This window comes from Bacillus sp. LQ01, assembly GCF_057624735.1.
The window spans coordinates 272,463-298,196 of sequence record NZ_JBYEZL010000002.1 but is presented as its reverse complement, the minus strand read 5'-3'; the positions used below and the strand labels follow the sequence as shown (position 1 = coordinate 298,196).

The following is a 25,734-nucleotide window of genomic DNA, read 5'->3' as shown; positions in this document are numbered from 1 at the left end:
CACAAAAAAGCAGGGAATTTAATTCCCTGCTTTTCTATTTGGTTTATTGCCTGATGGTAAGAAGAACGATAACACCCAAGCAATCCCTGCGAGTATCGTTGCAATTAAGAAGGCATCGTTAATACCGTTAATTGCAGATAGCTTTGAAATTTGTCCATATAATAGTTGTGTGCTCATCGCGTCTCCTGCTTGAGCTGATCCAGCTAAGGCCGCTAAACTTTGCCCCATGCCGTGTATTTTATCAACTAAAATTGGGTTTGATGTTGTTAACATGTTGCCGTAATCTGCTACGTGAGCAGTCGTTTGTTGCGTCATAAGTGTAATTAAAATCGCTGTTCCGATTGAACCCGCTACTTGTCTTGACGTATTTTGCGTTGCTGTACCGTGAGAAATTAATTTCATAGGCAGCGCGTTCATACCAGCCGTCATAATTGGCATCATAATGAATGACATACCAATTGAACGTATAATATAATCCGTCATAATAACGCTATACGGTGTATCCATCGATAATTTTGTAAATTCATATGTCGCATACGTCGTAATTGCCAATCCAATTATCGCTAATGGACGGATGCCATATTTATCGAATAATTTACCCGCTACTGGTCCCATGATCCCCATAATTAATGAACCTGGAAGAAGTAGTAAACCAGATTCAATTGGCGTAAAGCCACGAATGTTTTGCAGATATACTGGAAGCAATAACATACCTCCGAATAATGCCATCGTAACGATTGCGTTAATTACTAAAGTGAAAGTAAATACTGGATATTTGAATACTTGTAAATCAAGCATTTTATTGTCCGTTGTTAACTCTCTCCAAATAAATAACGCTAAACCAATTACACCAATGATAAGTGAAATAACAACTTCTGCACTAGTCCAACTATTATTTCCAGCCTCACTAAATCCGTACAGCAAACTTCCTAGCCCAATACTTGAACTAACAACACCAAATACATCTAATTTTGTTTTAGACACTGGCTGAGCTAGTGTAAAGAATTTTAAAGATAGGAACGTAATAATTAAACCGATAATAAACATCGCATAGAACATTAAGTTCCAGCTGTAATTTTCAATTACCCAACCTGTTACAGTCGGTCCGATAGCTGGAGCTAAAATCATCGCTACACCTAGTAACCCCATCGCTGCTCCGCGCTTATGAGGCGGGAATAATGTCATGAAGATATTCATACCAACCGGCATTAAAATACCCGCACCAACCGCTTGAATAACACGGCCCGTCATCATCATCGTAAAGTTTCCGGAAGTAGCACAAATGATAGATCCTACCGTAAAGAATAACATTGCTGCTACGAATAATTTACGATACGTAAATCGTGAAACTAAAAAGGCACTAATCGGTACTAAAATACCATTTACAAGCATGAAGCCTGTAATTAACCATTGTGCTGTTGAAGTTGATACGTTAAATTCATTCATTAACGGAGGTAATGCAACGTTAATAATTGTTTGGTTTAAAATAGAAACGAACATGCCGAGAATTAATACAGCTACAACTGCTTTTACGTTCACATTCTCTACAGGCGTAGAAATTTGTTTTTTCTGCACTTCTTTTTCTTGTTTTACTTCTTCTTGCTTTCCTGTTTCTAACTCAACTACATTAGAAATTTCCGATTCTTGCTTTCGTTCAATTTCTTTCTCTTCTGTTTCAACTTTACTTATTTCTATTTTACTTACGGCTGGGACTTGTTCTTCTCCCATTTTCGTTTTTTTCTTTCGTAAAAGACGATTTACAAGGAAGAAGACGATTATACAAAATAGTGCATATCCTGCAATTACAATTGAGGACATCTCATCTCCCCCTTACTTATGAATACGAACTGTCACATTCATGCCAGGAACAATATTTACTGATTTGCTATGATCTAAAGAAATTTTAACTGGTACTACTTGTGTTACTTTCGTATAGTTCGCTGTTGCGTTGCTTGATGGCAACATAGAGAATGTATTCGCTGTTGTTAAGCCAACTTGTTCTACTTTTCCTGTTAACGTTGTATCTGGGTATGCATCTACATACACATCTACATCTTGACCTTTTTGAACATCATCAACATCTGTTTCTTCAATGTTTGCTGTTACCCATAAATTGTTCATATCGAATGCGTAAGCAATCGGGCTACCAGCTCCAACGAAAGCATTTGTTGTTGCGTTTGATTGTACAACCGTTGCATTTTGTGGAATTGTTACATCTACTGTTTGTTCTCCATTAGCTGCCGCTACAGTAACAGTACCTAGTTTATCGTTCTCATTATAATTTTTTCCTACTTCAGCTTTCCAGTCAGTTAGTTTACCTGCTACTGGTGAAGCAACCGGAATTACCTTCCCATCAATCTTTGCATTGTCTGTTTTTAAGTAATTTTCCGTTTGGTTGTAATAGTAATAACCGCCAATACCGCCGCCAACTAGTACAATTAATGTGATAATGTTGATAATTACCATTCTTCGAAACTGATTCATTGCATTCCTCTCCTTATATCGCATATAATTTTTTTCTAAACTATTTATGTCCTTATTGTTTAGATTGTTTAATTGTTAATTATATTAACCTTTTAACAAAAAAATCACACCATCTGCAGCGTAAATCGAAATTTATCTACCTGCGAGCGGTGCTGATTTCTGAAGGACTATCGTTTATAATTATAAATAATTATTTTGAATCTACAACCGACAATTTATGTATGAAATGTCGGTTAAACAACAATATAATACCAATATGTTGTTTAAGTATAGAAAATTAAACGAGGGGAAATAAAAATGTCTATTAAAAATACAAATGATCCACGTGTAAAACGGACGAGACAACTCATACAGGATGCTTTTGTCGCTTTAGTAGGCGAAAAAGGTTTTGAAAATGTAACTGTTCAACATATTGCAGAACGCGCTCCTGTAAACCGCGCTACATTTTATAGCCATTACCACGATAAATATGACTTACTAGACAAAAGCATTGAAGAAATGTTAGAAAAGCTAACTGAAGTAATTAAACCAAGAAATAGAAATAAAGAAGATTTCCAACTAACATTTGATTCGCCACATCCAAGTTTTCTGGCCTTGTTCGAACATATTGCAGAAAACACTAACTTCTATAACGTCATGCTTGGTGATAAAGCGGCCGGAAACTATACGTATAAGATGATGAAAGCAATTCAAACGCATTTAACATTAAGCCTCTCTATTTCACAACCTAACGATGAAAAACTAATGGTTCCACGCGATATTCTCATTAGTTATGTTACTGGTGCCCATCTAGGGATGATTATGTCATGGCTAAAAAGAGGGATGATATATACCCCCCATTTTATGGCGATGCAATTAACTCGTTTAATTATTTTAGGCGCTCATACTGCAGCAGGATTAGAACGGCCTTTTTAAAACATAAAAAAGCGAAGGAGAATCTCCTTCGCTTTTTCTATTAATTAAATGTAATGTTATGTACAGCCTCTTTATCAAGACGTTTAATAACTTCTACAATTAACTTTACTGCATTTTCATAATCATCACGGTGTAACATTGCCGCATGAGAATGGATATAGCGCGTTGCAATCGTAATTGCCATAGAAGGAATACCATTTACAGCAATGTGAATCGCACCCGCATCCGTTCCTCCGCCCGCTACTGAATCATATTGATACGGGATTTGTAATTCATCAGCAACATCAACTACGAAATCACGTAAACCTGTATGTCCAATAACAGAAGCATCATATAAAATGATTTGTGGTCCATCGCCCATTTTACTTTGCGCTTCTTTTGACGTTACACCCGGTGTATCTCCAGCGATACCAACATCTACTGCGAACGCGATATCTGGTTTAATATAATTCGCAGATGTTTTTGCGCCACGAAGACCAACTTCTTCTTGTACAGTTCCAACGCCGTATACAACGTTTGGATGCTTTTCATCTTTTAATTGTTTTAATACGTCAATTGCAATTGCACAACCGATTCGGTTATCCCATGCTTTTGCAAGTAACATTTTTTCATTCTTCATCACTTGGAATTCAAAGTAAGGTACAACTTGATCTCCTGGTCGTACGCCCCACTCCATTGCTTCTTCTTGGCTAGAAGCACCGATATCGATGAACATGTCTTTAATTTCAACTGGCTTTTTACGAGCTTCTGGAGGTAAAATGTGCGGTGGTTTTGAACCAATTACACCTGTTACATCTCCTTTACGCGTTACAATCGTCACGCGTTGCGCAAGCATAACTTGTGACCACCAGCCACCAACCGTTTGGAAGCGAAGGAAACCTTTGTCATCGATTTGTGTAATCATAAATCCAACTTCATCCAAATGACCTGCAACCATAATTTTCGGGCCGTTTTCTTCCCCTACTTTTTTTGCAACTAAACTCCCTAAGTTATCAGTAGAAAGTTCGTCCGCAAACGGCTCGATATATTTCTTCATTACTTCACGTGGTTCACGTTCGTTACCAGCAATACCACGTGCATCCGTTAATTCTTTTAGCATTGTCAATGTCGCGTCTAATTTTGTCATTGCCAACACCCTCCTTTTTCTTCAGTCAATTCATTATACAATAATTAAATTGAAATATTCAAAAATTAAATTAGTATCCTTGTGTTTGACGCTGATGATTTACTTCATTTTTATCTAAATATGCTTTTTCAATCTCTTCTTGCTCAAATTCAAGTGCTTGTCCAAGTCGAAGATAACTCGTAAATAATTCAATATAGTTTGTAATAGATGGTTGATCTGTAAAACGAATTACTTTCGCATATGTGTCTAAGAAAATTTCCACTTGTGTTTTATTCGTTTGTGCACATTTATAGAATAGGAAGTTTTTATCAATACCTAAATCAATTCCGATTGATAAAATAAAATGCAAACCATCTACGTACTCTTCTAATATCACTTCACGCTCCGAAGCTGGTTTGTTGCTCCAATATTTAAAACAACGTGTTTCATTTGCAAGTTCTCCAATTTCTACAAGAAGAGCTAACATTTTTTCTTTTAACAATTTTTTCGGTTGTAAGTCATGTTCTTTTGCAATACGGTCATCTAATTCTTTTTGTAATTTAAATAGTTGTAGTAAGTCCATTCTATTGTCCTCCTCCAACATCGCATTTTACGCAACAATGTTGTTTCATCTCAAAGTTCATTATTATGTTTCAGTTCTTATGAATAAGTCAGCTATCTACCTCTTTATAAAATAGCTTGTCCTTAATTTACAAATACGTTTCAGTCATCGCTCTTAAATTGTTCATCTGATGAAAGTTCCATATCATCTTTCCATTATAGCAGTGTCGTTTCGGCTAGGAAAGATACTCTTCTTTCCAAAAGAGCAGAATTAAAAAAAGCCAGGAGTATTCTCCTGACTTCATATGTATATTCTTCTATACTGCTATAACTTTTATATTGATTTTGTCATATTGATAACGACATAGTCGTTAATCTTTAGAATTTCTTTCACTTCTAACTTCTATTTGAATACAAATAAAAAACCTTAGAAGAAAATTCTTCTAAGGTTTCAACTAATTAATTAGTTAATGTTGTTTTTTGCAACTGTTGCTAATTCAGCGAAAGCTTTTTCGTCATGAACAGCTAAGTCAGCAAGCATCTTGCGGTTAACTTCGATGCCAGCATTTTTAAGACCGTGCATTAAGCGGCTGTAAGAAAGACCATTCATACGAGCTGCTGCGTTGATACGTGTAATCCATAATTTACGGAAGTCACGTTTCTTTTGACGGCGGTCACGGAATGCATACATTAGAGATTTCATAACCTGTTGGTTAGCAACCTTGAATAATGTATTTTTTGAACCGTAGTAACCTTTTGCTAATTTAATTACTTTTTTACGACGTTGACGAGTAACTGTACCACCTTTTACTCTTGGCATAATATTACCTCCTAATTGTTCTATATATCAGCCGAACTTATTTTAAGTTGTCAAGCATTTGACGAATGCGTTTGAAGTCACCAGCGCTTACTACACCAGCTTTACGTAGTTTACGTTTAGCTTTTGTAGATTTGTTAGCGAATAAATGGCTTGTGTAAGCGTGAGAACGTTTCAGTTTACCTGATCCAGTCTTTTTGAAACGCTTTGCAGCGCCGCGATGAGTTTTTTGTTTAGGCATAGGTATTTCCTCCTCTATCTATTACTTATCGTTTTTCGGTGCTAAAACTAAGAACATACTGCGTCCTTCCATTTTAGGCTTAGATTCAACTGTACTAACTTCAGCACAAGCTTCTGAGAAGCGATCTAAAACACGTTGACCGATTTCTTTATGAGTAATGGCACGTCCTTTAAAGCGAATTGACGCTTTAACCTTGTCGCCTTTCTCTAAAAACTTGATAGCATTACGAAGTTTTGTGTTAAAGTCGTGTTCATCAATTGTTGGACTTAAACGAACTTCTTTCATGCTAATTACTTTTTGATTTTTGCGCTGCTCTTTTTCTTTCTTCTGTTGCTCAAAGCGGAATTTACCGTAGTCCATAATGCGGCATACTGGCGGTTTCGCATTTGGAGCAACTAATACTAAATCAAGATTAAGATTTGCAGCTAAGTCTAAAGCGTCATTACGAGACTTGATTCCAAGTTGATCGCCATTTGCGCCAACTAAACGTACTTCACGTGCACGAATTTGCTCGTTAATCATCATATCCTTGCTAATAGTAAGCCACCTCCAAGGTTTTCTCAGAACATATTTTGTAGTCATAGAACCCGAACAAAAAAAGTGCGGGCATACGACACCCACACTTGTAAAATCTTAAGTAAGAAATACATTTACCTGTTAACTGCGAATGCGTCCATCAGGTGAGAAGCGGGTGCTTCTACTTGTTCCACAAAACAATATTCTATTATCCTTGATGAGTTTATCATAGGACATGACGTCTGTCAAGAAGACGCGATGTGTTTTACTAACAACAAGAAATATTGTAACAAACAACTAACATACTTGCAATACTTTTTTATGATAAGTGTTACATGGTTATTTTTTCTAATTTCTCTCGAGTATATTACATAAAAAAGCCGCGGTATACCGCGGCTTTTTCTTATCGTTTTCCTTCTACTTTAATCATGTCAACAAAAGCATCTAATGCGATTGTTTCTGATTTTTGTTCACCATATTTACGTACGTTTACGCCGTTTTCAGTTACTTCATTGTCACCTACTACAAGCATGTACGGAATTTTTTGCATTTGTGCTTCACGGATTTTGTAACCGATCTTCTCTTCACGAGTGTCTAATTCAACACGGATACCAGCACGACGCAATTCGTCTTGTACTTTCTTCGCATAGTCTAAATGTACTTGCGGAGAAACTGGAATTACTTGTACTTGAACTGGAGCTAACCATGTTGGGAATGCACCTTTGTATTCTTCAATTAAGAAGGCAACAAAACGTTCCATAGTTGATACAACACCACGGTGAATTACAACTGGACGATGTTGTTTACCGTCTTCACCAACGTATGATAATTCAAAGCGTTCTGGAAGTAAGAAGTCTAATTGTACAGTTGAAAGTGTTTCGTCTTTTCCAAGAGCAGTACGAACTTGAACATCAAGTTTTGGACCGTAGAATGCCGCTTCACCTTCAGCTTCATAGTAATCAAGACCCATTTCATCCATAGCTTCTTTTAACATACCTTGTGCTTTTTCCCACATCTCATCATCCGCATAATACTTTTTAGTATCTGCTGGGTCGCGGTAAGATAGACGGAATGAGTAGTTCTCTAAACCGAAATCTTTGTACACTTCTAGAGTTAAGTTTACAACACGTTTTAACTCTTCTTTAATTTGATCTGGACGAACGAAAATGTGCGCATCGTTTAAAGTCATTCCGCGTACACGTTGTAATCCAGATAACGCACCTGACATTTCATAACGGTGCATTGTTCCAAGTTCTGCAATACGGATTGGTAATTCACGGTAGCTGTGAATATCATTTTTATAAACCATCATATGATGAGGACAGTTCATTGGACGAAGAACTAATTCTTCGTTATCCATTTCCATTGATGGGAACATGCCATCACGGTAGTGGTTCCAGTGACCAGAAGTTTCATAAAGCTCTCTGCTCCCTAGTACTGGAGTATATACGTGATCATAGCCTAAGCTTGCTTCTTTATCAACGATGTAACGCTCGATAATGCGGCGGATTGTTGCACCTTTTGGTAACCAAAGTGGTAAACCTTGTCCTACTTTTTGGCTATTAGTAAATAGTTTTAATTCTTTACCTAATTTACGGTGATCGCGCTCTTTCGCTTCTTCAAGCATACGTAAGTGCTCATCTAATTCTGCTTTCTTAACGAATGCAGTACCGTAAATACGTTGTAGCATTTTATTATTGCTATCGCCGCGCCAGTAAGCACCTGCAACGCTTAATAATTTAAACACTTTAATTTTCCCTGTAGATGGAAGGTGAACACCACGACAAAGGTCGAAGAATTCGCCTTGCTCATAGATTGAAATAACTGCATCTTCTGGAAGATCGTTAATTAAATCTAATTTTAACTCATCGCCGATTTCTTCAAAGCGACGAATTGCTTCTGCACGTGGTACTTCATGACGAACGATTTCTAAGTTCTCGTTCACGATTTTTTGCATTTCTTTTTCGATTTTCTTGAAGTCTTCAACTGTAATTGCTTCTTCCATATCAATATCGTAGTAGAAGCCATTTTCAATTACTGGACCAATGCCAAGCTCAACCTTAACATCTTTATATAAACGTTTTAACGCTTGTGCTAAAAGGTGGGCTGTTGAATGGCGTAAAATATATAGGCCATCTTCAGAATCTAATGTAATGATAGAAACTGCACCATCTTCTTCGATTGGTGTAACAAGATCGATCATCTCATCGTTTAATTTTCCAGCTACAGCTTTTTTCTTTAAGCCTGGGCTAATAGAAGCTGCGATTTCTTCAGTTGTTACGCCTTTTGGAAACTCCTTCACAGCTCCATCAGGGAAAGTAATTTTAACTACATCTGCCATCACTGGTCACTCCTCTTTTTCTCAAAATAAAAAAACACTCATCCCGTAAAAAGGGACGAGTGTTGAATTCGTGGTTCCACCCTTGTTCCAATTAACATAATTGTTAATTGCTCAAGTTCAACATAACGGTGTTGTCCGTTAGCAATTACTAGAAAAACCGTTCACTGCTAAAGTTTAGAGGTGGTAAGTAATAATCCCGTACTAGGAAGCTCACACCCTAAGGCTTCCCTCTCTGAAAATCGTAGAAAACTACTCATGTCCTCATCATGACATTTCAATATATTTCATTTATGTAGGTAATTATATGCTCAAAAACTTAGAAAATCAAGGGCGTTACCTTTATTTTTTAAATTTTTCACATTGCGCTCAAAATCATGTAATCCATGTAATTGGACCCGTTCTTGGAACACATTTCGCAAAGTAATAATCATATTATGGTCTTGTTCTTTCGTATATAAATAAATCTTTTTAGGCGAAATAGAAAGAAGCGGCGCAATTACTTTCGTATCAATATATACATCATTTTGCTTTAATAATTCCTCATCTATATATTGGACCAACTTCTCCTGTTTTAAACGTCTACCTTTATCATCATAAAAGATAAAGCTTTCATCAAAAATAAGATGCACGCAAGACAAACGTGATTTACGGCTACTTACTTGTTGCCGAAGCGTCTCAATGAACATTTGGTATTCTTGCTCCATCTTATATTCATCAATTGCCACTTCCGCAAGTTTAGCCACCATTTCCCTATATGTACGAAGACGAAAACGGATATATGATGAAAACGAGAATGAGAGCGGATCACAAAGCCAATTATTTAAAGAAGACTTAATATATGACTCAAATGCGTTACGCGTTAAATCCTGAGCTACACCTTTTCTTCTTCCCTTTAAAATCTCATGTGCCATGTGCAATATTTGATGACACTCTTCTTGTTCTTCATAAAAAAACTTTTCTTTTAAAATCGTATAAATCCACTCATTTTGTTTCACATTCACAATGAAATACACCATTACTGGCAATAAGATTTTTTCAATATAATTCGATTCACGTACTGGTATGTGAATCACCACTTTTTGTTCCTGTAAATACACACTCGTTTCCTTATATAACACTTCCGCTCTTTTCAGCAATTGTCTATATACGTGCATAGCATCATTTTTTTCTTCGAAGCAAATTTCAATCACTTTTGTCCCCCCTTTTATCCCCGCTCTAAAGGACTGTATCTATACGTTACAAATCCTATAAGAGTCCGTCCCGCGTGAATTTCACTCTTAGTAGAATCACATTTCCTATCGTTAGAAAATCCACTCAATATGGCTTGCTAATTTTATATATATTAAGGGAGGGAGAAAAAAATGATACAAGCTACTATGAATTTTTATTGTATACTTTACTTATCAATAAAAGGGGGTATCTGAATGTTTGAATATAAATTCGTAAAAGTCGAATTACATTGGGGGTTCACTCGCTCAAAACCAGCTGAAGACTACCAAGAAATTATTCAAGAACATGCTAGAGATGGCTGGAGGTTCGTACAGATTGTTGCCCCTACGTTTGGCAGTTCTGGACAACCTGAATATTTCGATCTCATATTCGAAAAGAAAATATCACTATAATACAAAAAAAGAGCAAGCTGAGAAGCTTACTCTTTTACTTATGACGACGGTTTTTCCCACCAATTGGAATTGGTTTCGCTAAATATTTAATTCTTTCCATAATACGTGCTGCTTTCATTTCTTCAGCCTCACCACGCTGCGTATACGTTAAATGGTGTTCCAGTTGTTTAAAATCAAAATTAGACGTAAAGAACGTCGGTAAGTTTTCTAACATACGGAATTGCAAGATTGCACCAAGCACATCGTCACGCACAAAGCTTGACATCGCTTCTGCCCCGATATCGTCTAACATTAAAACTTGTACGCGTTTAACCGCATCAATCTTTTCACCAATCGAATTATCTTGAATTGAACTTTTAATTTCACGTAAAAATTCCGGGAAGTATACGAGCATCGAACTTATTTTCTTTCGAGCAAGCTCGTTCGCTATTGCTCCTAAAAGGTACGTTTTTCCTACACCAAATTTACCGTACAAATATAAACCTTGTGCTTTTTTACCTGGTTCATATGTACTTAAAAATTCATTCGCTGCACCAATTGCATCGATACGTGCATTTAAATCAGAAGGGTCTAAGTTTTCCATAGTTGCCTGCAAAATATCCATTGGCATATATACACTTTGAACGAGTTTTTCATATTTCTTTCTCTCGTCATGCGCTACTTTTCTAACGCAGCGATCGTATTGAATATCAATCATCTTCCCTTGAATAACAAGCTTTGGCTCATAACCTTGTAGCATATTTTTACATGAACCTAAATCCGGACAATCCACGCAACCTACACTTTGTCCAATATATTCATATAACTTCACAAGACTGCGCTCAATCATAGAAGTCGTTACTTCACCCTTATGTTCGTCTATAAATTCTTTCACACGCGGATGCGCCATGACTTCTGCCTTTAGTACTTCATATCTATTTTTAAAGTTTTCATTTTCCATTAATTTTGCAAATGAATTTTGAATATGCTCCATTTTCTCACCTCAAAGAGCGTTCATTCTCTTCTATTAATCACGCTTATATTTTTTTAACACTTCTTCTAGTCGTTTTCTTTCATCTTCTAGCGTACTTGCATCTTTTTCTACACTTGTATCTTTCTTCTCTGTTTCTTTCTCTTGTTCTTTCGGCTCTTCTTCCTTAAGCCAATCTGGCACCATTTCTTTCCGCACCGTTTTCTTCGCCGTACGGCCTTTTTTCTTCGTCTCAGCCCACTCTTGATATTGACGGTTCTCTTCTTTCGCTAACGCCATCGCGTCCGCTACTGTACCGACCTTTTTACGTGCCCAATGCCCAGCAATCTTCTCGACATACGTTTTCGCAAGTTTCATATCTGAGCGTAGCATAACGTAATAAATAAGTACATTCACAACTCCTGGTGTCAATTTTTGATTAATCATGACATCTTCAACGATCTGCAAGTCCGCTTTCGTTGCCTCTGCACCACCAGAAATCTCTTTCAATAGTTGTTTTGGCGAGATTTCCTCTAGCTGCTTTATTAACATCTCCTCTTGCGATGAAGGCTCTTTCTCTTTCATCGTACGTGCAGCATGAGGCTGTACTCTTTCACTTAATACCGGTAATGCTTGACCATTTTCAAATTGATACCAATCGCGCGCTCCTTTTCTAAGCCTTTCCGTATCAATTGTTTGCATCTCTGTCACTGCACCAAGAACGATATTTTGCATCGATAACACATCTACACCATACACGTAAGCAAGTGTTATAACGCAGTCTCTCACTTGATCTGTAATCGCCTTTTTAGGAACAAGAGCGGACAATCCATCTACAAATAAAGAGAAATCAAAGAAATCATTCCAAACTTTCGGAGCGTCTCCCTTCTCGTTACTTGGCATAGTTGTCGTTTTTGGAATACGAAGGTCTTCTTGCGCATGCTCAAGCTGTCCTGGATTAAACGAACCAAACACATCATTGAAAGAACGCGTAACATTTTCATAAGAAGCAAAATCAAATTCTTCTTCTAAGAAATATTGCTTTACTTGATTATATTTTGTCCGGCTCAATCGATTGTATAAAAAGATACTTAAAACAATATCATCAAAAAACTGCTTCGGAGATAAAGGTGGTTGCAACTCATATATGAACATTCGAATATCTTTTTCTTTCTTAATATATACCTTCAATAGCCCAATTGCCTCTAACTTTACTCGTTCCTCATATATTTCAGGAAGTTGCATTTGCATAGTCACCATAAGGGAATGATGCGTATTCTCTTTTCCAAATACACGATCTTGCTCTAGCTCTCCCCATAGTGTCATGTATAAGCTAAAAGCTCTACTACCTATTAACGGCTGATACAACATCGTTAACACTTTTCGGTCGTAATTGTGCAGTAGCCCTTTCGCACTTACTTTATAACGATCAATCGGCAATAGCTCCATCCATGACTGTTTTTCCATTCTTGCTTTTCCTTTCTCTCATCCAATCTATCCTCTACTTCATTCGTTCTATCTTCATTATATAAATTCTTAGTGAAAAAGAGCTATTAGCTTGCGCTTCTAGCTCTCTTATCCTATTACTTACGGTATGTAAAGAGAATAAAATACAACTTCTACTCTCTTTCTTTTTGCAGTATATCTTTTAATTCTTCAATAAATACATTTAAATCTTTAAATTGACGATATACAGAAGCAAAACGTACGTAAGCAACATCATCAATATCGCGAAGTTCTTCCATGACAATTTCACCAATCATATCACTTTTCACTTCTGATATACCTAAATTACGCAGTTCACGTTCCACGCTTTGTGTTACTTCTTCTAATTGTCTTAAAGATACTGGTCTTTTTTCACACGCTTTAATTAAACCACGTAAAATCTTTTCTTTATTAAACTCTTCTCGTGTGCCTTCTTTTTTTACAACGATAAGAGGTGACTCTTCTACCCTTTCAAAGGTCGTAAAGCGACTTAAGCAGCTTTCACACTCTCTCCTTCTTCGAATAGAGCGCCCCTCGTCTACCGGACGCGAATCTAACACTCTTGTACCATTATGAGAACAGGATGGACAACGCAATACATTCACTCCTTTACACTATACTCTTTATTTTTCTCTACTCACTTCACCTAAAATATATATACAATATTATATAACTCATTCTAACTCTCTTACCACTTTAAGTTTCAGCGCATCACTTTATCATCTCATCCTTAAAAATAAGATGGTATATAGAGCACTACCTCATTTGCAAGAATCCAATTTATTCAACTAACGAGTACGTTATATTTTTCCTTTTTTATAAACTAAAAAAGAGGTGCATTATACACCTCTTTACATTTTAAATCAATTATGTTCTTTTTTAAAGAGCTTTTGTTTCTCTCTGCTTAATTTCGAAGCTACCAGTTCCTCGAGGAAGCTCGATGCTCTCACGCGTTTTCGCGTTTAAACCTTCTGCAATATATTCTGCAGCAACATTTGGATCAATACGATCCCCACAAGTATAAACATCAATACTTGCGTAACCGTGCTCCGGAAAGCTATGAATTGTTAAATGTGATTCCGAGATAATTACTACTCCACTTACACCTTGTGGTGCAAATTTATGGAAAGCAACCTCACGCACTTCAGCACCAGCTTTTAGTGCTGCATCCACAAATAATTGTTCAATATACGGCATGTCATTCAGTTTGTCGAAATCGCAATCCCAAAGTTCAGCAATCACGTGACGACCCATCGTATCCATAGTATCCATTCTACAGTTCCCCCTTGTAAATTTATTCTAACTGTTCGAATTGAAAACTAATTTGCAATTTGGCTTGCTCCACTACCACGGGGGAAAGTTAGTCCAGAGAGGTCCTAACCCTTTAAGTAGTGACTACGTACCTCAGCTCTTAAGTTTACGAGTGTTAGTATACTTTGTTTATTTTCATTTTGCAACAACAGTTTTTTCGATTTTCTGTCATATTTTCCTCTTTACTTTTCCCTAAAAAAAATAAACGATTCACAAATGCAGTAATCACAACGCTTCGTGGTATGTCCACTTTTTTAAATATACTTATATAATTTTTTTCCTTTTCAGAAAAAATTAAAAAAAGAGGGCAAATGTTGCCTTGCCCTCTCCTCCCTTATTCACTTAAATGTGTTGCACATTTTCTTGTTTCGCTAACTCTTCAACAACTAACGTTACAAGATCTACAACACGACGAGAGTAGCCCCACTCGTTATCATACCAAGCAAGTACTTTCACTTTACGATCACCCATTACCATTGTAGATAAACCATCAATAATAGCTGAGTGTGTATTTGTATTAAAGTCGATAGATACTAAAGGCTCTTCGCTGAATTCTACAATACCTTTTAACGCACCGTTTGCAACAGTTTTGAATGCATCGTTAATGGCTTCAACTGTCACATCGCGTTTTACATCTACTACTAAATCAACAAGAGACACGTTTGGTGTTGGTACACGAAGTGCCATACCATGAAGTTTTCCGTTTAAATGTGGAAGAACTTTTGCTAGCGCTTTCGCAGCACCTGTCGTTGTCGGAATGATTGATTGTCCGCAAGCACGTGCTCTTCTTAAATCTTTATGTGGGTTATCAATATTTTTTTGGTCATTTGTATAAGCGTGAACTGTCGTCATTAAACCGTTTTCAATTCCAAACTGCTCATCTAACACCTTCACAACAGGCGCTAAACAGTTTGTTGTACAAGATGCATTTGAAATAACAGTATGTTTTGTAATATCTAATTGGTCTTCGTTCACACCAACTACAATTGTTACATCTTCATTTTTACCAGGCGCTGTTAAAATTACTTTTTTCGCTCCAGCTTCAACGTGAAGAATTGCTTTTTCTTTTGAATTAAATTTACCAGTTGCTTCAATTACAACTTCAACACCTAAATCTGTCCAAGGCAATTCCTTTGGATCGCGGTTGTTTAAAAGGCGAATCATTTTTCCATCAACTAATAAGTGATCTTCAAATGCTTCTACTGTTCCGTCAAACTTGCCATGAACTGTATCATATTTAATTAAGTGTGCTAACGTTTCAGATGGATAGCTTGCATTGATTGCTACAATTTCGAATGCGCTTTCTTTTATTGCTTGACGAAATACCATTCTCCCAATACGTCCAAATCCATTAATTGCCACACGAGTCATAATATGTTATCCCCCTTGAATGCGTTATACTATTTATCTCCAATCCCAATAATAGTATAACACAAAAAGGGGATATGTCACTAAGCATTTTCATTAATTTCACAATTTTTTAGTCAATAATGTTCCACTTCTTTAAAATTACCTGCAATTGTGTTTTCGTTCCCATAATTGTGCCATCATTATTTATCACTTCATCTGCATTTTTCACTTTTTCTTCTAACGGCATTTGAGATTGAATACGAGCTGTTGCTTCTTCTTCTGAAAAGTTATTTCGTTTCATTAAACGTTCTAATTGCGTATGCGGCTTAACCGCTACAACTAAAATGCGGTCAACGAGACTTGTTAATTTGCTTTCAAATAAGAGAGGAATATCTAACACAACCGCTTGCATACCTTCTTTTATGTACATTTCCTTTTGCCTATTCATTTCCTCACGCACTGCAGGATGAACAATTTTATTTAACTGCAATCGTTTTTCTTCATTATAGAAAACGACACTTCCTAGTTTTGGACGATCTAGTTCTCCATCTTCTTGTAACACTTCCGTTCCAAATACTTCTACTATTTTGTTATATGCTGGTTTTCCTCGCTCTACAACTTCTCGTGCAATAATATCTGCATCAATAACTGGTATGCTCAGTTCACGAAACATTTGAGACACTGTACTTTTTCCACTTGCAATGCCTCCTGTTAATCCAATTACTACTGTCATCATAATCCTCCTCATAATAAAAGGCGCGAAACTAATGTTCCACGCCCATACTTACATTTTCCAAATTCCAATAATAATGAGTAATACTCCAGGCAGGAATGTAAATTTTTGTAACCACTTCATATTCGATAAAACCGTTCCAAGTTTCATTCCAATAAATAAAAACAAAGAACTCATAATTGCAACTAATATCGCCATCATAGCGGGTGCATACCCTAATAAAGATGCACCAATTCCGGCACCAAATGAGTCTACAGAAAGAGCGATACCAAGAAGCAATGCTTCTCCTGCAGAAATGGTGCCTGATTTATCAAAATCTGCTACAGTCGGTTTCCGTAAAATTTGAATCACTAGCCCTAGTGAGGCAATCTCTAATTTCCAGACCTTCTCCTCTTGCTTCGGTTCTTCTTTTTTCTCACTTCGAAAAAATTGATATAATACCCAAATCCCTATTCCAATAAGAACAAGCCCACCGATACGCGTTGCGATAACAGGTGAAAATACTTTCGCGATCATATGTCCAATTCCCATTGAAACAAGCATAACAGCCGCTGAACACATTCCGATAATTATAATTGATCTTAGTGGAATTCTTACGCTTCTTAAACCATATGTTAGCCCTACACTACAGCTATCCAAGCTTAATGTAAAAGCTAATAAAATAAGAGATAAATAAAGGTACATCGGTAAGCTCCTCCCTTATACATAGCTCTGCTGTATGTATATGACAAATGCCTATCCGATGTTATCTCTTTTCTATATTCTAGGCTGACAAATTGGGCAGTAATGCGTTCCTCGCCCGCCAACAACTGTTTTTTCTAATATCGTGCCACAAGTTACGCACGGCTCTCCTTTTTTCCCATATACATTTAGGAGTTCTTGGAAAGAACCAATTTGCCCTTGTGAGTTGATATACGTCCGAATTGTACTTCCGCCACGCTTTACTGCTTCGCCTAGCGTTGTAACGGTAGCCTCATAAATTCGCTCAATTTCTTCTACTGTTAAAGACGAAGCTTCTCGTTCCGGATGAATTTGAGAACGGAATAAAACTTCATCTACATATATATTTCCAAGCCCTACTAAAAGACGCTGATCCAGTAGCACAACTTTTATTTTACGATTTGTCTTTTGTAATCTTTCTTGTAAATACTGCGGTGTCATTTCAGCATCAAATGGCTCCGGACCTAAGTCCGCAAGAGGCATTTGGTTCATTTCTTCACCTTTCTTAAAGAGATGCATCGTACCAAACTTTCTCACATCTTTATAATGTAATTCCGTTCCATCTGTAAATAAGAAACGGACGTGCGTATGTTTATCAATCGGCTCATCCTCTTGATGTAGTAAAAACTTACCTTCCATACGCAAATGTGAAACAATAACATAATTCGTTACATATAAAAGCAAAAACTTTCCTCTTCGCTTTATATTTTCAATCTTCTCGCCTTTTAGCATTTCTTTAAAGATTTCTGCATCATCCGGTCGTTTCACTATTTTTGGATAAGTAACAATAACATCTTCAATCGTTTTTCCTGTTACAAGATTTTCAAGTGTCCGTCTGACGTTTTCAACCTCTGGTAATTCAGGCATTTCATCACTTCCTTATTTTGCGTCGTACCAAGTTGGACCGTAAGAATAATCAACTTTCAGCGGAACTGCAAGTTCAATTGCATGCTCCATTACTTCAGGTACAAGCTTCTCTAATTTTTCAATTTCTTCTTTTGGCGCTTCAAATATCAATTCATCGTGTACTTGCAGAAGAAGACGTGCTTGTAATCCTTCTTCTTCTAAACGATCCGCCATAATAATCATCGCTTTTTTAATAATATCTGCGGCAGTACCTTGAATTGGTGTATTCATCGCTGTACGCTCAGCGAAGCTACGTAAATTGAAATTACGACTCGTAATTTCTGGAATATAACGGCGACGATTTAATAATGTAGCCACATATCCTTTTTGTTTCGCATCTTTTACGATGTCCTCCATGTATTCTTGTACACCAGGGAAACTTTCTAAATACTTTTCAATAAATTCCGCTGCTGCTTTTCTTGTAATTCCTAAGTTTTGTGAAAGACCATAATCACTAATACCATATACAATTCCGAAGTTAACAGCTTTCGCTTGTCGTCTCATATTTGAAGTTACTTCATCTTTTTTAACGCCAAATACATCCATAGCTGTTTTCGTATGAATATCCATATCATGTTGGAATGCTTCAACTAGCCCTTTATCATTTGCAATATGAGCTAATACACGCAGTTCGATTTGTGAGTAATCAGCCGCATACATAATCCATCCTTCTTCTGACGGAACAAATGCCTGACGAATCTTTCTTCCTTCTTCTAATCGAATTGGGATATTTTGCAAGTTCGGATCCGTTGAACTTAATCGACCTGTTTGCGTTAACACTTGATTAAAGCGAGTATGAATTTTAGATGAATCTTCATGTACAACTTTCAATAAACCTTCAATGTAAGTTGAATTTAGTTTCCCTAATTGACGATAATGTAAAATATTTGGAATAATTTCATGGTGATTCATAAGCTTATCTAGTACATCAGCTGACGTAGAATAACCTGTTTTCGTCTTTTTAATAACCGGCAAGTTTAAGTTCTCAAACAGAATAACACCAAGCTGCTTCGGTGAATTAATATTAAATTCTGTTCCCGCAAGCTTATAAATTTCCTGTTCCATTTCCTTTAATCTACCCGCAAGTTCTTCTCCCATATTACGAAGACGCTCTGTATCAACTTTTACACCCTTTACTTCCATATCAGCTAATACACGTGCAAGCGGCAATTCTAACTCTGTAAACAGTTCATATTGCTCATTCTTCTTTAACTCTTCAACGAATGTTTGCTTTACATCATATAATACATGCACTTTACGAGCCACATGCTCCGCTACTACCTCTAACTTTGGAACAGCACGCTTCGCACCTTTTCCGTAAACTTCTTCATCAGATTTCACAGCATGCGTTTCTTTCATTTTCGCTACAGTACGGAAGTCTTTATCCGTATCAGCTGGATCTAGTAAATAAGCAGCGATTAATAGATCAAAGTCAATCCCTTGCATATCTATCCCATTCCATTTCAGTGCAACGATTGCACGCTTCGCATCAAATGTATGCTTTCTCATTTCTCCATCTGCAAGCCACTCTTTAAAAGCATCTGACTTAAGAGCAATGTCTGTCTGAATAAAGTAACATCCATTTTCATTTTGAATACCGAAACCTTGAATGTCTGCTTTATGATAGTTATCTTCTTGTACTTCAACGATAAGCGCACTATCTTGCTGAAGCATTTCTTCTGTAACTTCTTCCACAATATCAAATGTAATATCATCTAATTCAGCTGGAGCAGTTTCTTCTGGCGTAACGCCTAATTTATTTAAAAGAGATGTAAATCCTAAACTCTCGAACATTGGAATGACATCACTTGCTTCATATCCTTTATACGCCATATCATCCACATGAACTGTAATCGGCGCATCTGTAATAATAGTTGCAAGATCCTTACTCATAAGAGCTTGTTCTTTATTTTCTTCCAGTTTTTCTTTTAATTTCTTCCCACTTACTTGATCTATATTTTCATACACCGCTTCAACCGTTCCAAACTGTGTTAACAATTTAATTGCCGTTTTTTCACCAACTCCTGGTACACCTGGTATATTATCTGACTGGTCTCCCATTAAACCTTTCATATCGATAATTTGCTTTGGTGATAAGCTGTATTTTTCAAATAAAGCTTCTTTCGTATATTCATCCACTTCTGTAATCCCTTTTCGCGGAATACATACAAGCGTGTTATCAGAAACAAGTTGAAGTAAATCTTTATCTCCTGAAATAACTTTTACACTTGCCCCTTGCTCACTCGCTTCTTTCGCTAACGTTCCCATGATGTCGTCCGCTTCATAATTTTCTAATTCATAACGCGGTACATTGAACGCATCCAGCATCTCACGAATAAATGGGAATTGCTCTGATAATTCAGGTGGAGTCTTTTGACGCCCTCCTTTATACTCACTATACGTTTTATGACGGAACGTTGTTTTGCCTGCATCAAACGCCACTAACATATGAGTTGGCTTTTCTTCCTCTAATATTCTCATTAACATCATTGTAAAACCGTAAATTGCGTTCGTATGTATACCTTTGTCGTTATTTAAAAGCGGTAGTGCAAAGAAAGCACGATACGCGATATTATTACCATCTACTAATACGACCTTTTTTTCCAAAATTGAAACCTCCCCATACAAATTTGAAATGATTTTTTTCACAGAAAAAAACCGTTCCTTTCCTCTCTCTATATTAACATGACTAATAGAGAGAAGAAAAATAACGGCTATTTTCTTTCATATATAAAACAGACTTATATTGGCATAAAGGGAAGTGACGAGAACAGCTTAACTATTCTCGTCCAAAATTACTCCTTGGATGAAGGGGTTTTCATGTATTATATTAACAGAGCTTTATTAATATTTAATTAAGCCATTGTTAATATATTGTAAACATCCTTCATCCTATTTTTCAGTTGCTGATTTCGGTAAAACAACTGTAAACGTTGTCCCTTCTCCAACTTCACTATCTACTGTAATCGTACCTTGATGCGCCTCAACTAAATGCTTTACGATCGACAATCCAAGGCCGGTACCACCAGTATTTCTACTTCTTGCTTTATCCACCCGGTAGAAACGTTCAAAAATACGCGGAATTTCCTCTTTACTAATACCAATTCCAGTATCCGATACTTTTATATAAGCATTATATTTATCTTCCACTAACTCTACTGAAACAACGCCTCCAGCCGGTGTATATACGATTGCGTTATTAATTAAATTAATAAAGATTTGTTTCAAACGACTTGGATCTCCAATAACAGAGGCACGCTTTAATACATTCACTTGTAAAGAGATTTCTTTTTCTCCTGCTTTATTATCAAGCACCATATGAATATCTTCAAGCAGCCCCTTCATGTCAACGGTTCCCATATTTAATTTAAATCCTTGTTGTTCGATCTTCGACAAATCTAATAAATCTTCAATTAATCCTTGCATGCGCTCACTTTCTTTTAAAATAATGTGCAAGAAATGTTCGCAGAATTTTTTATTATCCATCGCTCCGTCTAAGAGTGTTTCTGAAAAACCTTTAATAGAAGTAATCGGTGTCTTTAATTCATGAGAAACATTCGCTAAAAAGTCTTTTCTCATTTGTTCTAATTTCTTTAACTCTGTTATGTCATGGAATACGAGAACAATCCCTTTCCATTCATGGTTTGTCCCGATAATCGGCGCTCCATATACTTCGAAATGCTTCCGTTCAATTCCAAGTGGCAATAACATTTGTTTACGCACTTTCACTTCTGTCATAAAGATTTCTTCTACAAGCTCAATAATTTCTGTATGATGAAACGATTCATAATATAAGCGATCTAAATATTCTTCATCTGTTACGTGGAAAGTTTCCTTATAAGAGCGGTTTACAAGGTTTATATATCCTCGGCTATCAATTAAAATCATTCCGCTTCCCATATTTTCAATTAACGTATGCAGACGATCTTGCTGCATTTCTTGTTCAAGTGTCATCTCTTGTAAATTTCGAGCTAAAATATTAATCGCTTTACTCAGCATTCCTGTTTCATCCGAATGACTTTCGTATGCACGTGCTTTATAATTACCCTTTGCCAATTCAATTGCAACTTTCGTAACCGATTCAATCGGCCTAATATATTGCCCTGTAATTTTCATACCTAAAAATACAACTACGAGACAAGCAATGACAAATCCGATAATTAATAATCCCCACGTTTTTTGATGTACGTCTCTTAAAGGATCAATTATACTTTTCACCAAAATGTATCCTTGTTTTCCTTCTACATCTTGAACGAACACCGCATGATAAAATTCATTCTTTCGATCCGTTTCTTTCGTAATTACTTTACTTCGTTGTTTTGCCACTTCCGAAGAAAGTTCTTTAATCGTCTCTGGACTAAATGCCAATTCTTGTCCTTTTCTATATTGAACTTTCTTTTTTTCATCCAAAAATACGATAGAAGCTGGTATTTTTTCTTCTAACTTTTCAAATACGTATGGATTTTTTAAGACATTATCAAAACCTTGCTCTTCTGCTAACGTCGCAACATACTCCGTCTCTTTTACCATTCTCTCTTTAGCATGATCTATATAGTAGTTTTCAAACACAGTTTCTAGTAATAAACCTAGTCCAACTAAAATAAATACAATAAGAGAAACAAATGTAAAAAGAAGCCTGGAACGAAATTTATTCATTCCCTTTTGGCTCCTCTAATTTATATCCTAAACCACGTATCGTTTTAATGTACGTCGGTTTTTTCGTATTTTGTTCAATTTTATCGCGCAAATGGCTAATATGAACATCAACAATTCGTGTATCACCAGCAAAATCATAATTCCATACAGCACTTAATAATTGATCACGTGTCAACACGCGACTTTTATTTTTCGCAAGATACACAAGTAGTTCAAATTCTTTTGGTGTTAATTCAAGCTTTCTTCCTTGGAAATAAGCCTCATAAAACTCCGGTAAAATTTTAAGTTCTGCAATTGTGATGCTATCTTCATCTGGCGCTTCTGCAACTTGTTCTTCTTGTTGTAATTTCGTACGGCGCAAAATCGCCTTCACACGAGCAACTACTTCTCTTGGACTAAATGGCTTTGTCATATAATCATCTGCCCCAAGTTCAAGGCCTAGCACCTTATCAAACTCATCATCTTTTGCCGTTAACATTAAAATCGGCGTCATAACGCGCTGCAATCGTAATTCTTTACACACTTCCATACCATCCATTTTCGGAAGCATTAAATCTAATATAATTAAATCTGGGCGTTCTGTTGTCGCTTTTTGAAGCGCCATTTCTCCATCCATCGCTGTTATAACTTCAAACCCAGCTTGTTGTAAATTAAATTCGATTAAAGTTAAGATAAATTCCTCATCATCAACTACTAAAATACGATTGTTCATTCTTTTCCTCCAAGTTATAGACTTGAAACCTTCTTCATCCTAGTATTTTCCCCGTTATTCTCATCATACTAGAAAACAAGGTCCCTCTCAATATAATTGTCTATTCATGGATTCGGATTGTGCTATTGTTATTCCTAAAAACAATTACGTTCGCCTCAATTATGTTTTGTTATCCATACTTTATATACTTCCATATCGTTATTAAATTCTACTTCCGTATGAATATTGAGTTCTCGATTTTGCGCTAAGAGAAAAGATAAAGCATACGCTATTTTATAATCTGGTGTTTCATATCCATCAAATACTCTCCCGTACATTTCATTCACAAACCCGTCTGCCCACACTTCAGCTTCTCTTACCGTTTCAAAGATCACTCTTCTCTTTTCCACCTCACCTAAAAAACCACTCCTTTAATTGACTTCAATTACCGATAATTATATTATTAATCTTAATATATAAATTAATAATATACGGAGGTCTATTATGCGACTAATACTATCCATTCTATCTTTAGCAGTCACATGTATCCTTGCTTTTAATGCTCCGAGCTGGGATACGATTAAAACGGGGTGCTCAGAATTTGCTGAAGGGTTCAAAGAAGGGTTCTTCAACTAAAAATAGCGCTAGCATCCTTATTAAAGGTATGCTAGCGCTATTCATATTTTCATCTTTTAAAAATTATCTAATGCTTTTTCCATAATGGAAACAGATTTAAAAGGTGGCGTTACTGTTAATGAACCTTTCACAACAGTTTCTCCTTTTTCATCATGAGCAGATACAAGCATATCAATTGTATGTTCCTCCTCAGAAACAGCCACAACTTCAAAGTGGATTTGTAACGTTTCATAATGGTGAACATGTTTCACGAATGTAAGGTCCTTTCTCGTAATATGACTTCCTGGACCCGGTAAATATTTCGTAACCGCCGTTGTAATCATTCCCGTTAGCATAACGCTTGGTACAATCGGCTTTTCATACGGAGTTTGGGATGCGTAATCATGCTGAATATATAATGGATTGGCATCATTCGTTAACCCTAAGTACAATAACAAATCTTTATCCTCAATTTTTTCAGTGATAGATAATTTCTCTCCTACTGTAATTTCATCCATTTTACGACCAATTTGAACTTTTTTCTTTAACATGTTACAACCCCCTCCGATTTTTTCACCTTATTATCCTACTAAAAGCGATACCTTATCCGAAATTTACTATGATGAGGGCAATGTATAGTATAAATCTACAGTTTCATTATAGGATATTACAAATGATAGCGTTTTCATATTATTTCAAAAAAACAATTCGGTAAATAGTAGAAAAAGATTCGGAATCCCGAATCTTTTTCACTACTATTCAATTATTAAACAAGAACTTTCATTACGTTACGTACAGATTCTACAGAGCGATCTAACGCTTCTTTTTCATCTGCAAGAAGTTCTAATTCAATAATTTTTTCAATTCCGTTACCACCTAGAATTACTGGTACCCCTAAGTAAAGGTCACTATAACCATACTCACCTTCAAGGTACGCAATAGCCGGTAATACACGGCGTTGATCTTTTAAGATTGCTTCTGTCATTTCAACTAAAGAAGCTGCTGGTGCGTAATATGCACTACCGTTTCCTAATAAGCCTACAATCTCACCGCCACCTTTACGTGTACGTTCTACGATTGCTTCTAAACGCTCTTTCGGAATTAACGTTTCTAACGGAATACCGCCTGCATATGAATAACGCACAAGAGGTACCATGTCGTCACCGTGTCCACCAAGAACAAATCCTGTAATATCTTTTACAGAAAGATTTAATTCTTGTGCGATGAATGTACGGAAACGAGCTGTATCTAATACACCCGATTGACCGATAACACGCTCTTTCGGGAATCCTGCTTCTTTAAATACAGAATATGTCATTGCATCAACTGGATTTGTTAACACAACAATAATTGCATTTGGTGAATGTTTTGCAATGTCGCGCGTAATACTTTTCATAATTTTAGAGTTTGTTGCTACTAAGTCATCACGGCTCATACCAGGCTTACGTGCAATACCTGCTGTAATAACGACAACGTCAGAATCAGCAGTATCTGCGTAATCAGATGTTCCAATAATGTTAGCATCAAAACCTTGTACTGGGCTCGCTTCTAACATATCTAACGCTTTCCCTTTTGTTGGATTTTCCAGTTGTGGAATGTCCACTAATACAACATCTGCCAGTTCTTTTTGTGCTAATAAGAATGCCGTTGTTGCTCCTGTAAATCCTGCACCGATGACTGAAACCTTCTTGCGTTTGATTGTCATAATTTACCCCC

At 36.5% G+C, this 25,734-nt stretch carries 25 protein-coding genes, 1 pseudogene and 2 other annotated features; of the genes and pseudogenes, 3 read left to right on the top strand and 23 right to left on the bottom strand.

Translation table 11 applies throughout. From position 1 onward, the window contains the following. Window positions 1-18: 18 nt before the first annotated feature. Together AC22L0_RS13880 and AC22L0_RS13875 are read right to left on the bottom strand one after the other, a co-directional pair. A complete protein-coding gene (locus AC22L0_RS13880) occupies window positions 19-1,818 on the bottom strand; it encodes a DHA2 family efflux MFS transporter permease subunit (RefSeq protein WP_000095274.1) in 1,800 nt (599 codons plus the stop codon). 12 nt (window positions 1,819-1,830) lie between these two features. Beyond that, a complete protein-coding gene (locus AC22L0_RS13875; protein WP_001071419.1) occupies window positions 1,831-2,484 on the bottom strand; it encodes an HlyD family secretion protein in 654 nt (217 codons plus the stop codon). Between the two features lie 297 nt (window positions 2,485-2,781). On the opposite strand from AC22L0_RS13875, the gene AC22L0_RS13870 reads away from it, so the two are divergent. Then, window positions 2,782-3,399: a TetR/AcrR family transcriptional regulator gene (locus tag AC22L0_RS13870; RefSeq protein ID WP_000023672.1), complete on the top strand. Its 618-nt coding sequence runs from the start codon at window positions 2,782-2,784 to the stop codon at window positions 3,397-3,399. Window positions 3,400-3,439: 40 nt separating this feature from the next. Here AC22L0_RS13870 and AC22L0_RS13865 read toward each other — a convergent pair whose 3' ends face one another. From AC22L0_RS13865 to ytxC, 7 genes are all read right to left on the bottom strand, one after another. Then, complete coding sequence (locus AC22L0_RS13865) at window positions 3,440-4,525, bottom strand: M42 family metallopeptidase (protein ID WP_000163555.1); 1,086 nt, start codon at window positions 4,523-4,525, stop codon at window positions 3,440-3,442. A 70-nt stretch (window positions 4,526-4,595) separates the two neighbouring features. Continuing rightward, window positions 4,596-5,087 carry a dUTP diphosphatase gene (locus AC22L0_RS13860; protein ID WP_000365050.1) on the bottom strand — a complete coding sequence of 164 codons (492 nt, stop codon included), beginning with the start codon at window positions 5,085-5,087 and terminating at the stop codon, window positions 4,596-4,598. Window positions 5,088-5,528: 441 nt separating this feature from the next. Next, window positions 5,529-5,885, bottom strand: a complete 357-nt coding sequence (gene rplT / locus AC22L0_RS13855) for a 50S ribosomal protein L20 (protein ID WP_001138362.1) — start codon at window positions 5,883-5,885, stop codon at window positions 5,529-5,531. Window positions 5,886-5,922: 37 nt separating this feature from the next. Continuing rightward, a complete protein-coding gene (rpmI, locus tag AC22L0_RS13850) occupies window positions 5,923-6,123 on the bottom strand; it encodes a 50S ribosomal protein L35 (protein ID WP_001125945.1) in 201 nt (66 codons plus the stop codon). A 21-nt stretch (window positions 6,124-6,144) separates the two neighbouring features. Next, a complete protein-coding gene (gene infC / locus AC22L0_RS13845; RefSeq protein ID WP_000973215.1) occupies window positions 6,145-6,648 on the bottom strand; it encodes a translation initiation factor IF-3 in 504 nt (167 codons plus the stop codon). A 63-nt stretch (window positions 6,649-6,711) separates the two neighbouring features. Next, window positions 6,712-6,832: a sequence feature (ribosomal protein L20 leader region), on the bottom strand. A gap of 210 nt (window positions 6,833-7,042) precedes the next feature. After that, window positions 7,043-8,980: a threonine--tRNA ligase gene (gene thrS / locus AC22L0_RS13840; RefSeq protein ID WP_000786083.1), complete on the bottom strand. Its 1,938-nt coding sequence runs from the start codon at window positions 8,978-8,980 to the stop codon at window positions 7,043-7,045. Between the two features lie 48 nt (window positions 8,981-9,028). Further along, window positions 9,029-9,257 (bottom strand) — a binding site (T-box leader). A 31-nt stretch (window positions 9,258-9,288) separates the two neighbouring features. Then, on the bottom strand, window positions 9,289-10,170 hold the full coding sequence (gene ytxC / locus AC22L0_RS13835; RefSeq protein WP_000569629.1) for a putative sporulation protein YtxC: 882 nt from the start codon (window positions 10,168-10,170) through the stop codon (window positions 9,289-9,291). 234 nt (window positions 10,171-10,404) lie between these two features. Here ytxC and AC22L0_RS13830 point away from each other — a divergent pair, with 234 nt between their 5' ends. After that, the gene (locus AC22L0_RS13830; protein ID WP_000464456.1) at window positions 10,405-10,602 is read left to right on the top strand and encodes a DUF4177 domain-containing protein; all 198 of its coding nucleotides are present in this window, start codon (window positions 10,405-10,407) and stop codon (window positions 10,600-10,602) included. Window positions 10,603-10,636: 34 nt separating this feature from the next. Here the strand turns inward: AC22L0_RS13830 and dnaI are convergent, their stop codons facing one another. From dnaI to AC22L0_RS13770, 12 genes and pseudogenes are all read right to left on the bottom strand, one after another. Continuing rightward, a complete protein-coding gene (gene dnaI, locus AC22L0_RS13825) occupies window positions 10,637-11,575 on the bottom strand; it encodes a primosomal protein DnaI (RefSeq protein ID WP_087967246.1) in 939 nt (312 codons plus the stop codon). Between the two features lie 33 nt (window positions 11,576-11,608). Next, window positions 11,609-13,018 carry a replication initiation and membrane attachment family protein gene (locus AC22L0_RS13820; RefSeq protein WP_000415029.1) on the bottom strand — a complete coding sequence of 470 codons (1,410 nt, stop codon included), beginning with the start codon at window positions 13,016-13,018 and terminating at the stop codon, window positions 11,609-11,611. A 152-nt stretch (window positions 13,019-13,170) separates the two neighbouring features. Continuing rightward, window positions 13,171-13,632, bottom strand: a complete 462-nt coding sequence (gene nrdR / locus AC22L0_RS13815) for a transcriptional regulator NrdR (protein WP_001203687.1) — start codon at window positions 13,630-13,632, stop codon at window positions 13,171-13,173. Window positions 13,633-13,915: 283 nt separating this feature from the next. Next, complete coding sequence (gene speD / locus AC22L0_RS13810) at window positions 13,916-14,299, bottom strand: adenosylmethionine decarboxylase (RefSeq protein ID WP_098413228.1); 384 nt, start codon at window positions 14,297-14,299, stop codon at window positions 13,916-13,918. 390 nt (window positions 14,300-14,689) lie between these two features. Further along, a complete protein-coding gene (locus AC22L0_RS13805; protein ID WP_000198974.1) occupies window positions 14,690-15,718 on the bottom strand; it encodes a glyceraldehyde-3-phosphate dehydrogenase in 1,029 nt (342 codons plus the stop codon). A 109-nt stretch (window positions 15,719-15,827) separates the two neighbouring features. Then, window positions 15,828-16,430 carry a dephospho-CoA kinase gene (coaE, locus tag AC22L0_RS13800; RefSeq protein WP_000219315.1) on the bottom strand — a complete coding sequence of 201 codons (603 nt, stop codon included), beginning with the start codon at window positions 16,428-16,430 and terminating at the stop codon, window positions 15,828-15,830. 51 nt (window positions 16,431-16,481) lie between these two features. After that, entirely contained in the window at window positions 16,482-17,114 is a 633-nt protein-coding gene (ytaF, locus tag AC22L0_RS13795; RefSeq protein WP_000281743.1) for a sporulation membrane protein YtaF, read from the bottom strand. Between the two features lie 72 nt (window positions 17,115-17,186). Continuing rightward, on the bottom strand, window positions 17,187-18,017 hold the full coding sequence (gene mutM, locus AC22L0_RS13790) for a DNA-formamidopyrimidine glycosylase (protein ID WP_001114478.1): 831 nt from the start codon (window positions 18,015-18,017) through the stop codon (window positions 17,187-17,189). 12 nt (window positions 18,018-18,029) lie between these two features. After that, a complete protein-coding gene (gene polA, locus AC22L0_RS13785) occupies window positions 18,030-20,663 on the bottom strand; it encodes a DNA polymerase I (RefSeq protein ID WP_000412804.1) in 2,634 nt (877 codons plus the stop codon). A gap of 285 nt (window positions 20,664-20,948) precedes the next feature. After that, window positions 20,949-22,712 (bottom strand): sensory box histidine kinase PhoR, encoded by a 1,764-nt coding sequence (gene phoR / locus AC22L0_RS13780; protein ID WP_087967244.1) that lies wholly within the window; start codon window positions 22,710-22,712, stop codon window positions 20,949-20,951. Continuing rightward, the gene (gene phoP / locus AC22L0_RS13775) at window positions 22,705-23,424 is read right to left on the bottom strand and encodes a two-component system response regulator PhoP (RefSeq protein ID WP_001065220.1); all 720 of its coding nucleotides are present in this window, start codon (window positions 23,422-23,424) and stop codon (window positions 22,705-22,707) included. Before phoP ends, phoR begins: the two co-directional genes overlap by 8 nt. A gap of 155 nt (window positions 23,425-23,579) precedes the next feature. Beyond that, window positions 23,580-23,818, bottom strand: a pseudogene (locus AC22L0_RS13770) (hypothetical protein). Window positions 23,819-23,907: 89 nt separating this feature from the next. Here AC22L0_RS13770 and AC22L0_RS13765 point away from each other — a divergent pair. Continuing rightward, window positions 23,908-24,039, top strand: coding sequence for a hypothetical protein (locus tag AC22L0_RS13765; protein WP_001237022.1), 132 nt, complete (start codon window positions 23,908-23,910; stop codon window positions 24,037-24,039). Between the two features lie 56 nt (window positions 24,040-24,095). Here the strand turns inward: AC22L0_RS13765 and AC22L0_RS13760 are convergent, their stop codons facing one another. Both AC22L0_RS13760 and mdh read right to left on the bottom strand, forming a co-directional pair. Next, complete coding sequence (locus AC22L0_RS13760; RefSeq protein WP_087967242.1) at window positions 24,096-24,569, bottom strand: MaoC family dehydratase; 474 nt, start codon at window positions 24,567-24,569, stop codon at window positions 24,096-24,098. A 215-nt stretch (window positions 24,570-24,784) separates the two neighbouring features. Continuing rightward, the gene (mdh, locus tag AC22L0_RS13755; protein ID WP_000153232.1) at window positions 24,785-25,723 is read right to left on the bottom strand and encodes a malate dehydrogenase; all 939 of its coding nucleotides are present in this window, start codon (window positions 25,721-25,723) and stop codon (window positions 24,785-24,787) included. Window positions 25,724-25,734: the final 11 nt, after the last annotated feature.

Coding starts and splice junctions, on each gene's coding strand:
- AC22L0_RS13870 (WP_000023672.1), top strand. CDS start 2,782: ATGTCTATTAAAAATACAAATGATCCACGTGTAAAACGGACGAGACAA.
- AC22L0_RS13880 (WP_000095274.1), bottom strand. CDS start 1,818: ATGTCCTCAATTGTAATTGCAGGATATGCACTATTTTGTATAATCGTC.
- coaE (WP_000219315.1), bottom strand. CDS start 16,430: ATGACAGTAGTAATTGGATTAACAGGAGGCATTGCAAGTGGAAAAAGT.
- AC22L0_RS13820 (WP_000415029.1), bottom strand. CDS start 13,018: ATGGAAAAACAGTCATGGATGGAGCTATTGCCGATTGATCGTTATAAA.
- AC22L0_RS13765 (WP_001237022.1), top strand. CDS start 23,908: ATGCGACTAATACTATCCATTCTATCTTTAGCAGTCACATGTATCCTT.
- mutM (WP_001114478.1), bottom strand. CDS start 18,017: ATGCCTGAATTACCAGAGGTTGAAAACGTCAGACGGACACTTGAAAAT.
- rpmI (WP_001125945.1), bottom strand. CDS start 6,123: ATGCCTAAACAAAAAACTCATCGCGGCGCTGCAAAGCGTTTCAAAAAG.
- AC22L0_RS13830 (WP_000464456.1), top strand. CDS start 10,405: ATGTTTGAATATAAATTCGTAAAAGTCGAATTACATTGGGGGTTCACT.
- speD (WP_098413228.1), bottom strand. CDS start 14,299: ATGGATACGATGGGTCGTCACGTGATTGCTGAACTTTGGGATTGCGAT.
- AC22L0_RS13875 (WP_001071419.1), bottom strand. CDS start 2,484: ATGAATCAGTTTCGAAGAATGGTAATTATCAACATTATCACATTAATT.
- AC22L0_RS13760 (WP_087967242.1), bottom strand. CDS start 24,569: ATGTTAAAGAAAAAAGTTCAAATTGGTCGTAAAATGGATGAAATTACA.
- mdh (WP_000153232.1), bottom strand. CDS start 25,723: ATGACAATCAAACGCAAGAAGGTTTCAGTCATCGGTGCAGGATTTACA.
- thrS (WP_000786083.1), bottom strand. CDS start 8,980: ATGGCAGATGTAGTTAAAATTACTTTCCCTGATGGAGCTGTGAAGGAG.
- AC22L0_RS13865 (WP_000163555.1), bottom strand. CDS start 4,525: ATGACAAAATTAGACGCGACATTGACAATGCTAAAAGAATTAACGGAT.
- infC (WP_000973215.1), bottom strand. CDS start 6,648: ATGATGATTAACGAGCAAATTCGTGCACGTGAAGTACGTTTAGTTGGC.
- dnaI (WP_087967246.1), bottom strand. CDS start 11,575: ATGGAGCATATTCAAAATTCATTTGCAAAATTAATGGAAAATGAAAAC.
- phoR (WP_087967244.1), bottom strand. CDS start 22,712: ATGAATAAATTTCGTTCCAGGCTTCTTTTTACATTTGTTTCTCTTATT.
- phoP (WP_001065220.1), bottom strand. CDS start 23,424: ATGAACAATCGTATTTTAGTAGTTGATGATGAGGAATTTATCTTAACT.
- AC22L0_RS13860 (WP_000365050.1), bottom strand. CDS start 5,087: ATGGACTTACTACAACTATTTAAATTACAAAAAGAATTAGATGACCGT.
- ytaF (WP_000281743.1), bottom strand. CDS start 17,114: ATGTACCTTTATTTATCTCTTATTTTATTAGCTTTTACATTAAGCTTG.
- AC22L0_RS13805 (WP_000198974.1), bottom strand. CDS start 15,718: ATGACTCGTGTGGCAATTAATGGATTTGGACGTATTGGGAGAATGGTA.
- rplT (WP_001138362.1), bottom strand. CDS start 5,885: ATGCCAAGAGTAAAAGGTGGTACAGTTACTCGTCAACGTCGTAAAAAA.